At 40.9% G+C, this 14,844-nt stretch carries 11 protein-coding genes; 5 read left to right on the top strand and 6 right to left on the bottom strand.

Annotation, left to right across the window (positions count from 1 at the left end; translation table 11 throughout):
* Positions 1–3 precede the first annotated feature (3 nt).
* Both EV194_RS02155 and EV194_RS02150 read right to left on the bottom strand, forming a co-directional pair.
* Positions 4–1,647: an AMP-binding protein gene (locus EV194_RS02155; protein WP_132431621.1), complete on the bottom strand. Its 1,644-nt coding sequence runs from the start codon at positions 1,645–1,647 to the stop codon at positions 4–6.
* 208 nt (positions 1,648–1,855) lie between these two features.
* Positions 1,856–5,506: an HYR-like domain-containing protein gene (locus EV194_RS02150; protein WP_132431619.1), complete on the bottom strand. Its 3,651-nt coding sequence runs from the start codon at positions 5,504–5,506 to the stop codon at positions 1,856–1,858.
* Between the two features lie 298 nt (positions 5,507–5,804).
* Between EV194_RS02150 and larB the strand changes: the two genes are divergently transcribed.
* Positions 5,805–6,539 carry a nickel pincer cofactor biosynthesis protein LarB gene (larB, locus tag EV194_RS02145; RefSeq protein ID WP_132431617.1) on the top strand — a complete coding sequence of 245 codons (735 nt, stop codon included), beginning with the start codon at positions 5,805–5,807 and terminating at the stop codon, positions 6,537–6,539.
* Between the two features lie 13 nt (positions 6,540–6,552).
* Complete coding sequence (gene larC, locus EV194_RS02140) at positions 6,553–7,362, top strand: nickel insertion protein (RefSeq protein WP_132431615.1); 810 nt, start codon at positions 6,553–6,555, stop codon at positions 7,360–7,362.
* A gap of 3 nt (positions 7,363–7,365) precedes the next feature.
* Here the strand turns inward: larC and EV194_RS02135 are convergent, their stop codons facing one another.
* On the bottom strand, positions 7,366–8,073 hold the full coding sequence (locus EV194_RS02135; protein ID WP_132431613.1) for a Crp/Fnr family transcriptional regulator: 708 nt from the start codon (positions 8,071–8,073) through the stop codon (positions 7,366–7,368).
* A gap of 309 nt (positions 8,074–8,382) precedes the next feature.
* Here EV194_RS02135 and EV194_RS02130 point away from each other — a divergent pair, with 309 nt between their 5' ends.
* From EV194_RS02130 to EV194_RS02120, 3 genes are all read left to right on the top strand, one after another.
* On the top strand, positions 8,383–8,799 hold the full coding sequence (locus EV194_RS02130) for an OsmC family protein (protein ID WP_132431611.1): 417 nt from the start codon (positions 8,383–8,385) through the stop codon (positions 8,797–8,799).
* Between the two features lie 172 nt (positions 8,800–8,971).
* Positions 8,972–10,363 carry a class II fumarate hydratase gene (gene fumC / locus EV194_RS02125; RefSeq protein ID WP_132431609.1) on the top strand — a complete coding sequence of 464 codons (1,392 nt, stop codon included), beginning with the start codon at positions 8,972–8,974 and terminating at the stop codon, positions 10,361–10,363.
* Between the two features lie 18 nt (positions 10,364–10,381).
* Complete coding sequence (locus tag EV194_RS02120; RefSeq protein WP_132431607.1) at positions 10,382–11,299, top strand: mechanosensitive ion channel family protein; 918 nt, start codon at positions 10,382–10,384, stop codon at positions 11,297–11,299.
* Positions 11,300–11,331: 32 nt separating this feature from the next.
* On the opposite strand, the gene EV194_RS02115 is transcribed toward EV194_RS02120, so the two are convergent.
* The 3 genes from EV194_RS02115 to EV194_RS02105 all read right to left on the bottom strand — a co-directional run bounded on the left by EV194_RS02115 (position 11,332) and on the right by EV194_RS02105 (position 14,836).
* Positions 11,332–12,159, bottom strand: a complete 828-nt coding sequence (locus EV194_RS02115) for a glycoside hydrolase family 16 protein (protein WP_132431605.1) — start codon at positions 12,157–12,159, stop codon at positions 11,332–11,334.
* A 97-nt stretch (positions 12,160–12,256) separates the two neighbouring features.
* Positions 12,257–13,075, bottom strand: a complete 819-nt coding sequence (locus EV194_RS02110; protein WP_132431603.1) for a hypothetical protein — start codon at positions 13,073–13,075, stop codon at positions 12,257–12,259.
* 30 nt (positions 13,076–13,105) lie between these two features.
* Complete coding sequence (locus tag EV194_RS02105; RefSeq protein WP_132431601.1) at positions 13,106–14,836, bottom strand: RagB/SusD family nutrient uptake outer membrane protein; 1,731 nt, start codon at positions 14,834–14,836, stop codon at positions 13,106–13,108.
* Positions 14,837–14,844 lie beyond the last annotated feature (8 nt).

Genomic DNA, 14,844 nt, shown 5'->3' with positions numbered 1-14,844 from the left:
CCTTTATTTCACATACTTATATCGCTTAATGCTTTTCTTTGGAGTTTTTTCAAACTCCTCAGGAAAAATAATCATCTTGGATACAGCCATATATGGCGGAAGTTCGCTGTTAACCTCTGATCTAAGTTTTTGCATCACAGTTTCTATTTCTTCAGAACTGCAGTTTGATAAATCACACACTTCGTAATCGGGGTATATGAGAGCTTCAATTTTTCCGTCACTCTCCCTTACCAAACATTCCTGAACCAGTTCCTTGCTTCCAATCACTGCTTCAATCTCCTCGGGATATATGTTTTGTCCCGATGCTCCAAGGATCATATTTTTACTCCGCCCCCGGATAAAAATAAAATCGTTCTCATCTATAACACCCAAATCGCCCGTATGTATCCACCCATCATCGGTAAAGATCTCACGTGTTGCTTTGTCGTTTTTGAAGTATCCAAGCAGGGTGTTATCCCCTTTTACCTGAATTTCTCCAACCACATTATATGGATCTTCACTGTCGATGCGAACCTGCATTCGGTCAACAATGCTCCCGGCACTGAATGTTTCTGTTTTATCCCACGGAGCATAACTGATGAGGGGGCCGCATTCGGTCATTCCGTAACCCACTGTGATAGGGAAATTGATCTTTTTAAGAAAGAGCTCTACATCACGGTTAAGCGCAGCGCCACCAACAACCATCTCTTTAAATTCACCACCAAAAACTTCGAACAAGGTACTTCGCACCTTGTTATATATCAGCTTATTTATTACCGGAACCTTTAATAGTGCCTTTAACCCGGGTTTTTCGAGTTTTGGCATAATGCGACGCTTAAATATTTTCTCAAGTATTAGGGGAACAGATAAAATTAAATGTGGCTTAACCTCCCTGAATGCTTCAGTAATGATTTGAGGGGAAGGGGTTCTCGTTAGAAATGTAATGTGACACCCGGTGATAAAAGGCCACAGAAATTCGAACAGACAGCCGTAAGCGTGTGCCATTGGCAGAAAAGAGACAATTCTGTTACCTGCTACCAAATCGAATGTGTCACTGGCATATTTAACGTTAGACCAAATGCTGCGGTGTGGAAGAAGAACTCCTTTTGAAAAACCAGAAGTCCCTGAGGTATATGAGAGCACCATGACCTCTTCTGTGCCCATTTTCGGAAACATTAACCGGGTTACATCAAATTTGCCGTTTCCGGTTATTTCATCCGCCTTGGTCAGCGCTTTTTTCAATTTTCCTTTTCGATCTACAAGTGGCTCATAACTATTAACCGAAATAATGCCTTTAACATCGGGAATTTGTCCCTCATCTATCTTATCAAACATTAAATCTGACGATAACAATAGCACCGACTCAGAGTGATTGATGATGTGATGTATATCGTTGGAATGAAAATCCGGTAAAATAGGAACGGTAACAGCTCCATAAGTAACGGTGGCCAGGTAACAGATGCCCCAGTTTGACATATTTCTGCCAATAAGAGCAATTTTATCACCTTTTTTCACTCCCAACTCTTTAAACACAACATGAAGTTTAAAGATGGCTTTGCCCACCTGACGAAAAGTATGGTCTTCGCCTTTAAAATCACTAAATGCTATTGAATCAGCATTTTCAACAATGGCTTTTTCAACCATCGATAGATACCCGTTCGCCTCCATAGAAACATATTTTCTGTTCGAACTATTTGAATAATAATGCCCAAATTTTGATTAAATATTTGTAATTTCCAAAAATATGCGTCTTTTTAAGGATTTCTGCCACCTTAATGACATCATATAATGTGCTCAATTTCAGGACAAATAAACAACAGGCGTAAAGATGTTATCTTTACGCCTGTGCAATCTGTAAATAAATTGGTTGTTCAGTTTATCTGATAATCATCTTAACAACCTCTCTGTCATCAGAATAGAGCACCTCGATAATATATACTCCTCCTGATTGATCAGATATATCAATTTCAATCTTACTTTCGGACAGCCCCCGGTATTCACGAACTAAAGATCCTGACTGACTGTATATCTGAATAGAGATAATCTCTCTATTATAGTTAGTTGTTAGTGTGGTTACTCCATTAGACGGATTGGGTAACAGTTGCATGCTGCCAACTCTTTGCTCTCCGGCAAATGTTGAAAAATAGGAAATACATTCAGAGACTACGGTACAACTGCCTACTGTAATTTCAACAGCATATTCTCCATATTGCAAAGCCACAAATTCTACTTCGTCGGAATTCTCAATTGGTATTTCCGGGAAATTACAGTTAAACCACCTGTATCCATCGGCATTTGTATTTAGTGCTCTCAAAACATTCCCTTCAACCTCCACTTCTGTATTTATCGGAAGTGGCTCTGAAATTGCAAAAGAACTATTTTTTAAGCAACCATACCCATCTATAACTTCAACCTGGTATGTGCCAGGAAACAATCCAGTCCATTCACTTTCATCCCATTCCCCATCATTCCAATTAAATGAATAACTTCCATTTCCTCCATTGACTGTTAAAGAGATTCTACCAGATGGATTTCCATAGCATTGCACCATCTCTTTCTCGGGAGTTATTTGTAGGTCACTGATTACGGCAACCATAAAACTACAGGTTGCTTCATTTTCTGCTGCATCAGTGAATGTGTAAACAACCTCTGTTTCTCCAAGTGGAAAGAGATCTCCGGGCGCATGTGAACGGCTTACCACAATATAATCTGAACAATTATCAATTGCTACAGGTTCTGTCCAAAAAACAATGGCACTACACCCTGATGTATTTACCACTATTTCAATGTCTTCAGGACATTGACTGATAACCGGCGCAGTTACATCATCTATCACAACGTTCTGTTGCTGTGTGCTGATGTTTCCATTGCCATCATTGTAAGTCCAGGTAATGACTGTTGTGCCTTGAGCTGTAATTGGCAATTCTGCATCATGGGTTCCGGTAATGGTCCCGGCGCAATTATCGGTTGCTGTGGGCGCGGTTAATACTGTCACCATACACTCGGCTGTAATATCCGGCAGTTGAGCCAAATCAGGAACCGGCGCAGTTACACCGTTTATCACAACGTTCTGTTGCTGTGTACTGACGTTTCCATTGCCATCATCGTAAGTCCAGGTAACGACTGTTGTGCCTTGATCTGTAATTGGTAATTCTGCATCATGAGTTCCGGTAATGGTACCGGCGCAATTATCGGTTGCTGTGGGCGCGGTTAATTCTGTCACCATACACTCGGCTGTAATATCCGGCAGTGTAGCCAAATCAGGAACCGGCGCAGTTACATCGTTTATCACAACGTTCTGTTGCTGTGTACTGACGTTTCCATTGCCATCATCGTAAGTCCAGGTAACGACTGTGGTGCCTTGATCTGTAATTGGTAATTCTGCATCATGAGTTCCGGTAATGGTACCGGCGCAATTATCGGTTGCCGTGGGCGCGGTTAATACTGTCACCATGCACTCGGCTGTTATATCTGGCAGGTCAGCCAAATCAGGAACCGGCGCAGTTACATCGTTTATCACAACGTTCTGTTGTTGTGTACTGACGTTTCCATTGCCATCATTGTAAGTCCAGGTAACGACTGTTTTGCCTTGATCTGTAATTGGTAATTCTACATCATGAGTTCCGGTAATGGTGCCGGCATAATCATCAATTGCTGTAGGAGCAGTCAATTCATAAACAGAGCATTCCGAGGTAATATCCGGCAATACGTCCAATTCCGGTACAGGAGGAGTTGTATCTTCAGTGATATTAAAACCAGAGAGAACAAAAACATTTCCTGTACAGGTTTCACTTACGGCAAAAACTTTAATTGTTACCGGGCTAGTGCCAAATGTTATATCTCTTAAGTTTCCGGATCCGCTGACAGATGCGGCACCTTTAATATCCCATATATAATCAACTGCATTCTCAACCCCATCCAATGAATAAGAGACAGTTTGGTTAACAAATACATCGCTTGGACCATTTAGGTTACCCCCTTGAGGGACGACCCCGCTGCTTATCTCAATAGTTGTGTTATCAGAGTTGTTGGAATAATTTGTATCAAGTTGATTCAACGCAACAATGTTAGCATAAGCAGTCAGATAGCCAGACTCTACATTTGGAACGTTACCAATTATGGTTAACGACTTACTTTCACCGGCAGATAAAGAGTTGACATTCCAATATCCTGAGACATAGTTATAGGTACCTCCGTCTGCTTCATGATACTCATAATTGAATAAGTGTGGCAAAGCAGTCGTAGCAATAACACCGGTTGCTTCAATGTTGCCATGATTCGTAAGGGTTACAGTGAAAGAGACCTGGCCACCTTCACAAACCGAATTAGTTACACCGGAAATCGAAATAGCAACATCAGTTTCATCTGTTGGAGCATCTCCAAAAATCATCAAACGGTGCATATAACGACCGGAAAGAAAGAGCCTGCCGTTGATATCATTAGCAACATTATAGGGATAATTCATATTTCTTTCATCAGCATTCCCCCAGCGATGAAATTGAATATTTGTAGTAAAATCAGGTTGACCTAATACCATGTCGGCATTTGCACCATTGGTTGTTGGGATTTCGTTAAAAATTAGCACCCTGTGATTTCCCCAATCGCTAATAAATAGTTTTCCATCGGGTGATAATGAAACACCTGAAGGGCTTCGCAACCTGTTTTGTTGTGCTAGCGCTTCTCCAGTTCTGCCAATAACTACATTCGCTGCAGCCCCATTAATTTCAGGAATTGTGTTAAAAACCAACACCCGGTGATTAAAGTGATCACTAACCACCAATTTTCCATCGGGTGATACCCAAACCCCATATGGTCCATTAACCCGATTTAACCCTGTTCCGGAACCGGAAGAATTGAAATCTGTCTGACCAATGACCACATCGGCCGGGATGTTATTTTCATATGGAATGGAGTTCCATATCAATATGCGGTTATTGTTGTGGTCGGTCACAATTAATCGACCATCTGTGGTTGCATACAAACCGGAAGGCCTGTTAAGGGACTGTCGCCCCGTACCTGCTGTGGAGCTGGTAAAATTAGGCTGACCAATGACCACATCAGCCTCCTGCCCATTGGTGGTTGGAATGGAGTTCCAAATTAGAATTCGATTGTTTCCGGCATCGGAAACAATCAGCCGATTCCCATCAGGACTAAAAGCAACACCATCTGATGTGCTCATGATGCTTCTGGAAGTTCCGTTTGTAATTGTGGTAAAATTGGTATTCCCTACCACCACATCGGCAGGTGCCCCATTTGAAGTTGGGAAAGAGTTCCATATAAACACCCCGCAACCTTGTTGCAGAGCAACTGCCAGAACTCCTTTTGAACTTACAGCGCTATAGGTTGCACCCAGTAGCGACGATTGGTTATAAGTTTCATTAATTGTTGTAAAATCAGGCTGACCAAGAACCTGAGAAGCATTCATGAAATTTGAATAGTTCTGCTGTCCGGATAGAACAAATGGGAAGGGCAGCAGAAATAAAACATACAACAGAATTGGATTGGTTAATAGTAGATTTCTTTTCATAAAGTTTAAGTTTAGCTAAACAAGTTTTCACCCGCATTAGCATACTGATTACTTGAGTTTTAGTTGTCATGATTTGACGAACGAACTATTTCCACTTACGAACTAATTGAAAATTTAGACAAAGGAGTCATATGGTCGCGATGTGATCAAACGTTCAATCAATGACTGAATTAATTGAAAAGTACTCCGGAAAAAGAAAAAAATCACCACATTTGTAGTATTGGAACAGAAGCAAAACATCCATTCAATATTGGCACAGTCCAATAATCATTAAATAAGGAAATCAAAAAATATATTTATGACATTCGATGAATTGTACGACAAAATAGCCGCCGGGGAATTGAACAGGCAGGATGCGCAAAAACATTTCAGCCTGGATTGGATACAGACTGCACGCAACTATATAGCTGATGTTAACAGGGGATCACGTATAAATATTCCGGAAATCATATATGGCGAGTACAAATCGGCTTCGCAGAGTATAGAAATTGCCAAGGCTCTGTTGGAGAGACATCCACGTGTTCTGGTATCACGCAGTCCGCACAATCGTGAAATTGCAACACATTTTGAAGCAGAGTATGCCATTGAAGAGACCCCAAATCTGTTAATGATTGGTGAAGCACCTCCTTCTCGTGGAGCAGTATTGATCATCAGTGCCGGAGCAGCAGATCATCCGGTTCTGGCAGAATGCGCTCTCACTTTACGATGCATTGGAGTTAAAACCATCGTTTTTGAAGACAGAGGAATTGCGCACCCCACCAGGGTTCTTGACGCAGTAAAAACAGGCATAGAAAATGATGTGGCGGCAGTTATCGTAGTGGCCGGAATGGAAGGAGCATTAGCTCCGTTTGTTGCATCACTGGTTCCGCTGCCGGTTATTGGAGTTCCTACTTCGGTTGGATATGGATTCAGAGCAAAAGAAGCTGCTCTTACATCCATGCTGGCTTCGTGCGCACCCAACCTGACTGTGGTTAACATTGACGGAGGGTTAAGAGCTGCTGTGGTGGCCGGACTAATAGCAAAGAACAGATAAAATAATACTTATTATGCAGTTATTTATTAATGCCTCAGGAGGGTTTGCCGGTGATATGTTTTCAGCAGCACTCATAAGTGCCGGTGCCGATGAAAAAACCGTCACCTCATACATGAAGGCAGCAGCAGAAAAAATAGGGAAAGCCGCAGTATGCCATCTGCTTACAGCAGATGGCAGTTCACGAATGCTGATAGAAGTAGAGCATCATCATGGTCATTTATCATCACATAAAGCGTTACATCTTTTAGAACATCTGTTCGAAGATTTCAAGATTGAACAACCATATAGGGAGTTTGGATTTAAAGCACTTAAGGCGCTGATTCAGGCGGAAAAAATTGCCCACGAAACGCATGACTTTGATATGGATCATCACCATTTCCACCATCATCATGAGCATTCTCACGATCATGAAAATGGACATCATCATCATCAAGAAAACCATGAACCGGAAGCCTGGTTGCATGAAGCTCAGGATATTTTAATTGACATCATGGGTGCTGTTACCGGATTGCAGTTGCTAAAAGCTCCTGTTCACGCGAGTCTCGCTGCACCTGTGGCATATGGTGGAGGGTCAGTCAGTTTTTCGCATGGGACATTAAAAGTACCTGCACCTGCCACAATCGTTATGATTGAAACTAACCAGATGCCGGTAACAGCAGGGCCTATTGAGATTGAATTATTCACTCCAACGGGAGCAGCATTGTTAACAGCATTAGATGCCGTCAAAGTTGATCCACTTCCAAATAAACCACCCCTTTACAAAGGAAGTTCAAGAGGAACTAAAGATTTACCTATTCCTCCTCTGGAAATCATGTTGTTCTAAAGCTTAAACATAGACATTCCCAATCTTAATGAGTTTGGGGATGTCCAACAGCTTAATTCTTCTGCCTTGTATCTCAATGAGTTTATCTGCCTTGAACTCAGACAACAAACGAATCACAGATTCTGTTGCTGTTCCAACCATATTGGCAAGTTCCTCACGGGTCAATGATATCTGGAGGGTATAATCATCGTCAAGCTCAAAGGTATCCATCAACAAAAGAAGAACCTCTGCAAGTCGCTCTCTTACTGTTTTTTGTGCAATATCAGTAAGGTACTTGTTGGCTTCTCCCAACTCGCGGCAAGTCAACTTCATCAAATCCATGGCAAACTCCGGATTGACCTTAATCAAACCGGTTAGAGTTTCTCCCGGTATATAACATAAAGTAGCATCCTGAATCACTTCTGCAGTTGTACATGCCAGTTCATCACTGATTACCGACCGAAAAGCAATTAAATCTCCTGAACGGGCAAACCTGATGATCTGTTCTTTGCCATCGAAACCCGTTTTGTAGATTTTTAATATTCCGCTGTTTACGATGTAACTTCCATTTATCCTGTTACCTTCGTTGTAAACAATTGCTCCGCGCTTATAGGCTGAGCATTGCATACTTGTTATAGCTTCCTGAACTTGTTCTTCACTCAGACCATTAAAAATCTCATATTTTTTTAGATCTGGTCGTTCAAATTCCTTAACTTGATGTTCGCGTTTCATCAAAGATTGAATTAAATTGCTTAATAAATAGTTCCACTTAACCTTATCCGACTATTCTTCCATGCAGGCATAAGATTATAAAGATATGGCATGATAAGTCAGCAACGAGCATAAAATAAACCCGGCAAAAACGATTATTTAAAAACGGAGTTTTACTCCGTTTATGAAAAAAGTTAGAACATATTTGCTGTTGTGTATGACTTATTCAACAAAATCATCGAACCAAATGTTTATAACTTTGTATGCAACAAAGATAAAAAGAAAGATTAAATTTGCATCATACAACAAATAAATTAAATATATAGATATATGATGAACGAGGTAAAAATCAAATGGCAGGGCAACATGGCCTTCGAAAGCGAAATGTTTGGACATAAAATTGTTTTGGATGCAGCCAAAGAAGTGGGAGGAGAAGATAAAGGCATACGCCCAAAACCGCTAATGCTTTTGGCATTAGCCGGATGTACCGGGATGGATGTTGTTTCGATGATGAAAAAAATGAGAGTTGATATCGAAGGATTGGAGATTAAAGTTGAAGGAGATCTTTCCGAAGATCATCCCAAAACATATCAATCCATGAAGGTGATTTATGAATTTAAAGGGAAAGATCTACCGGTTGAGAAACTTGAAAGAGCCGTACAACTATCTGAAGAGAAGTATTGTGGTGTATCTGCACTTTATAAGCAAGTGATTCCGGTAATCACCGAAGTGCGAATTGTTGATTAAGAAGCCAGATAATACAGTTGGTCAACTATGTTATGCAGTACCAACAGTAAAATTATATCACAAATATATTGATAATTTACATCAAGAAACACATCGCCGTGTGGCTACATAATTACACTGTGGCACATATGCAGCCATAATTCATGTGTAAAACTTCCGTAATTTAAATAAGATGGCATTTCGAATAGAAAGGGATACCATGGGAGAAGTGAAAGTTCCCATAGAAAAACTATGGGGTGCCCAAACGCAACGCTCTATAATGAACTTTCCTATAGGCTCACCGGCTTCAATGCCCATTGAGGTAATAAAGGCTTTTGGGTATCTTAAAAAAGCAGCGGCGTATGCAAATTGCAAATTGGGTTTACTTCCTGAAGAGAAGAAGGTGTTGATCTCCACAGTTTGTGATGAGATCATCAGCGGAAAGTTAAACGACCAGTTTCCACTGGTCGTTTGGCAAACAGGAAGTGGCACTCAAACCAACATGAACTGCAATGAAGTCATTTCAAACCGGGTAGAACAAATCAGGGGAAGCAATCCGGTAGGAGCCAACAACATTATACATTCCAACGATGATGTAAACAAGTCTCAATCCTCCAATGATACTTTCCCGACAGCAATGCATATAGCTGCTGTAAAAATTCTGAATGAGGTCACAATACCGGGCATTAAACTTTTGCAGAATACTCTTGAGATGAAAGCTGCAGAGCTAGATGATGTGGTTAAAACAGGCCGTACCCATCTAATGGATGCAACACCATTGACGCTGGGGCAGGAGTTTTCGGCATTTGCAGCTCAACTGAAATATGGAATTAATTCGCTGGAGCGCACGCTAGAACACCTTTCTGAACTTGCACTGGGAGGTACTGCTGTTGGCACTGGCCTGAATGCACCAACAGGGTACGATGAACTGGTTGCCGAGCTTATTTCAGAGTTTACCGGGTTCAAATTCATATCATCTCCAAACAAATTTGAAGCTCTTGCCTCAAAGGATGCCATAGTCGAAAGCCATGGAGCACTGAAACAGATTTCAGTAAGCCTTATGAAAATTGCGAATGATATAAGATTACTGGCTTCGGGTCCAAGGTCGGGTCTAGGTGAAATACTGATTCCTGAGAACGAACCCGGATCATCCATCATGCCAGGGAAGGTTAATCCTACTCAGGCGGAAGCCCTGTCGATGGTTTGCACCCAGGTAATGGGCAACGATGTTACCATTACCATAGCGGGATCAAGCGGATATCTGCAATTAAATGTATTTAAGCCAGTTATCATCTATAATTTTCTACAATCGGCTCAACTTTTAGGAGATGCCTGTGTTTCGTTCAACAGCAACTGTGCAATCGGGATTAAGCCCAATCACGAAAGAATAAAAATGCATCTGAACAACTCTTTGATGTTGGTAACAGCACTTAATCCGCATATAGGATATTATAAAGCGGCTGAAATTGCCAAAAAAGCACATACGGAGAATACAACATTGAAAGAAGCCGCTTTAGCATTGGGTTATCTCACACAAGATGAATTTGATATGTGGGTAGACCCCTCAAAAATGACCGGAAAATAAACTTAAACCTTAATATTTATGACAGATTATTTCTCTACTGAATTCTGGCGACAAACCATCAACGGCCTTACCGGTTGGATCATTTCTGAATTACCGGGAATAGTAATTATATTGTTTGCGTTTGTGATATTTTTGAAAATCCTTAGATTTTCAAAGGCTCAATTTAGAAAAATCCTTTACAAGCGTGCCGAAGAAGATGAACACGTTGATACGGTTGAGGCACACAAAAGAATCACGACTCTCACATCCATTATTCATGCCTTTTTAAAGATCGCGCTTTATACGGTTGTTATAATGATGCTTCTGAGTTCTTTTGGTGTAAACATAGGCCCCATTTTAGCCAGTGCCGGTATTTTAGGTCTGGCAATTGGTTTTGGTGCACAAGAGCTGGTGAGGGATTACATTGCCGGGTTTTTCATGTTGCTGGATAATCAAATACGAAGAGGTGATGTAGCCATTATAAATGGCACCGGGGGATTGGTCGAAAGATTAGAACTCCGCACCATTACGCTCCGGGATGTAAGCGGAGTGGTTCATATTTTTCAAAACGGTAAAATTAACAGCATCTCCAATATGACCAAAGAGTGGTCTGCCATGACGTTCGATATAGGCGTAGCATACAAAGAAGATGTTGAAAATGTGATGGGAGTGATGAAAGAGGTTGGGGATGAATTGTATAACGATGAGGCTTTTAATATGCATATCATAGAGCCCATGGAAGTATCAGGTCTCAATGAGTTTGGCGATAGTGCGCTGGTGATCCGTGCAAGAATAAAGACAAAGCCAGGCCAACAATGGGGAATAGGAAGAGAATATCGTAAGCGCCTCAAAAAAGCGTTTGATCTCAATAATATCGAAATACCATTCCCACATACCACCATTTATTGGGGAGAGGAGATAAAGCCCTTAAACTTAAATATTAAGCAGCAGAATTAATTCATTAACTGAAATAACTATGAAGTAGAATTTTAATTACGAGAACGATAAACCCTGACATAATCAATCAACATGGTTGCCGGGAAAATGGAGTCATCAACACCTTGTTGCCCTCCCCAGTTTCCTCCGACTGCTACATTCAGTAACAAATGAAATTTTTGATCAAAGGGCCACTCAGCAGCACCTTCGCTGCTGTTATTAAAAGTATAAACTAAAACATCATCAATAAAAAAGTCAATTTTTTCTGAACACCACTCAATTGCATATACGTGAAACTCATGCCCGCTTTGGGGTAGAAAAACAGAAGTGCCTTTTTGTGTGTTGATCATGTGATTGAACATCTCTGTATGAACAGTAACAAAAACAGAATCGGGTATAAATCCGACATGCTCAACAATATCAATTTCACCACTTTTTGGCCATCTTCCGTATTCTCCGTCTGTTGGCAACATCCAGATTGCAGGCCATATTCCAATGCCACCTGGTAGTTTTGCGCGAACTTCAACACGTCCGTATTTCCAATCTCCCTTATGACGAGTTGTTAAACGAGCTGAGGTGTAATCAAAACCATGTATCCGTTCCTTTTGAGCTCTAATATGCAAAAAGCCTCCCTCCACCCATGCGTTCTCTGGCACTGCATAGGTATAATATTGAAGTTCCTTATTTCCCCATCCATAGGAATTCCCTATAGTGTCATAGTTCCATTTTAATGGATTTGGCAAACCATGGTAATTGAACTCATCACTCCAAACCAATTGCCAGTCGGATGAAGATCTGATGAAAGTACACCCAAATTTTAAGAATATTACGAAGAACAATAAAGTAATTCCAAACCTAAGCACAGAGTGATATTTTCCCATACAATAAACAAGAGAGTTTATAAGTAACTAATATCCACCTCTTGCTTTTGCAAGAGGTGGATATTTAAAATGATTTACTTAGTTAAAAAACCAGGATCTATTCAGGACGGAAAACCCAAATCCAACCTGTGCCCCCAGCTGCATTTGGTACAAACAACACCATTCTGTCTGAACTCAATTCAATGATATTAAACACAGGATTGTTACCAGGGTTACCCTCTGATCCTAAAATATTCGCATCACCAACGATGCGAAGTGTTGTGAAGTCACTATTAAATGCAAACGTGCTTCCGGTAATAGGATCCGCATCCGGACCTGAATAATAGGTATAGTTTGCACCACCATCAAGATCAAATATCATTCTTCCTGCGGCATCAGAAGGAGGACAACATTCACCTCCGGCATTCCACCATACTTCTTCATGATTAGTAGGAGATACCATATACCACCATAACCCCCCTTGTTCCGGCTCAGGGCCGCCATCAAAAACCCATGTTTTTCCTTCCAAATCATCGCCTACTAAAGCATAATATGCTGCAGGGAGGGGATTATCCAACACATCTATTTGTACATCAATAGATTTGGAAACATACTCTACATTCATAGGTGTGCCATCTGTCATATAGGCAGTTGTAACATGAAATGTAAAAGTATTTAAACCAGGTATCGGGTAGATAACTTCAACTCTGTCAGAGAACTTTTTGTCGATTACATAATCCCAGTATCCTGTAACTCCGGGAGTATTCATTTTTAATGTAAGTTTATTCCCTCCGGGAGTAGATTGAATTGCTTCCAGTTCAATTGCATCCGGATTAAAGCTGTTTTTCAATACATCCCGGTCTTCAATAGGGTCACATGCTGAAAAGACCAACATTAGTGCTCCTATAAACAGCCAATATATATTCTTTCTATTCATTTTGTATAGTTTTAATATTTATACTAAAAGTTACCACCCGGGGTTTTGTTCATAAACACCATTTGAAAGCCTGATTTCCGATTCAGGTATGGGCAATAATCCCTTCGTTTCAGGACGATAAGTTACACTATGATTTACAATAATTCCACCAGCATTGCTTACTTCAGCAACAACAGAGTAGAAATTATTAGAAGAGTTCTCAACATCCCCCCAACGAACTAAATCAAACCAACGCAGACCTTCAAATGCAAATTCATATAAGCGTTCACTTTTAAGATTCTCCATAGACCAGCTTACAGGATCTAATCCTGCTCTTTGGCGAACAGCATTGATTCCATCGGCAGTCTCTGTTAGTTCTGAATGCATCAGCAAAACATCCGCATACCTTAGATAATAAAAATCCTGTGCAGCCCACAATTGCATTCCATCTCCGTGCGACCAGCCATAAACATAATAGAACATCCCCTGAACACCATCAGCACCATCATGTTGGAGTGTTGTATATTTCTTATTAAACAATCCTGTTTCATGATCAGCATTATCCGGGGAACTATAACCGTCAGTTGCCTGGGCTGCGTCACCTACTTCAAGAATAGAGCCTTTCTTCCGGATATCCTCATCATCCCAACTATTAAAGAATGCAGGATGAACGGTACCCCATCCCCAACCTTGACCAAAAGGAACCATAGAATTGCCACGAATTCCAAAAAACAATGGGACTCTGTTATTGTACTTCTGTCCGTTGTCCCAATCCCAGTTGCCAAAGGCATAGCGAAGAGCAAACATCACCTCAGTATTTCCAGTTCCTATTTCAGAATTGTGTCCATCCTGACCAACCCAACTTAACCCTTCGTCCTCGGCCCATGGTAAAACCACCTGACCAGCACTCTGGTTTACATGTGAATATGGCCATAGATTTCTGAAGTCGGATACCAAAGCATATCCACTGCTGGCCATAATGTTTTCAAGATGGGTAACAACTTCAGATCTGGTTAGGGTACCACCATCAGGTAAAGGAACTACATCTGTCGGACTTCCTGCCATATTAGTCATATATCCGGTATAGAACAAGTACGTTCTTGCAAGATATGCTTTTGCAACCCATCGGTTTGCATGTCCATAGTCTCTCAGAGGAATTTGATCAGCTGAAATAGCCGGCATTAATTCTGCTGCCATTTTGAAATCTGCTGCAATCTGGCTGAATGTTTCTGTAAAACTTGATCGTGGTACATCTCGTGGGGTATCAGTTGAATTGATTAGTGGCATTCCGCCGAAAAAACGAGCTGCTCTATACATCATAAAACCTCTCATAAAATAGGCTTCGCCTACTGCAGAATTACGAAATTCAATTGCTTCCTGCTCCGTATCAAAAAATGGTGAATAATCGGCCTGAGAAGCGGCTTCTATGATGGCGTTTGAACGGTATACACCATTGTAAGTCTCAATCCACAAATCTCTGTATGTATCTTCATTTGGGTCAACGAAATTTGCTACGTTTTTTGCCGAAATGTCATCTGGGCCACCACCACCAAACATATAGTCACTCAATAAATTGGCAGCTACATGCTCCTCACTATGCACTCCATTAACGTATAGTGCATTATAAACACCTCCCATAGCTTCAATTATGTCCTGGGGAGTCTGATAAAAGTTTTCCAGGTTTTTCTGGTACAAGTTTTTAGTATCCAGAAAGTCCTCGCTACAACTTCCGGCGAATAAGATCAAACCGGCAGTAACCATTATATATACTATTCTTTTCATACTGTTTT

Source organism: Natronoflexus pectinivorans, from assembly GCF_004345615.1.
GTDB classification, from domain to species: domain Bacteria; phylum Bacteroidota; class Bacteroidia; order Bacteroidales; family Marinilabiliaceae; genus Natronoflexus; species Natronoflexus pectinivorans.
This window is presented reverse-complemented; position numbering and strand designations above follow the sequence as displayed.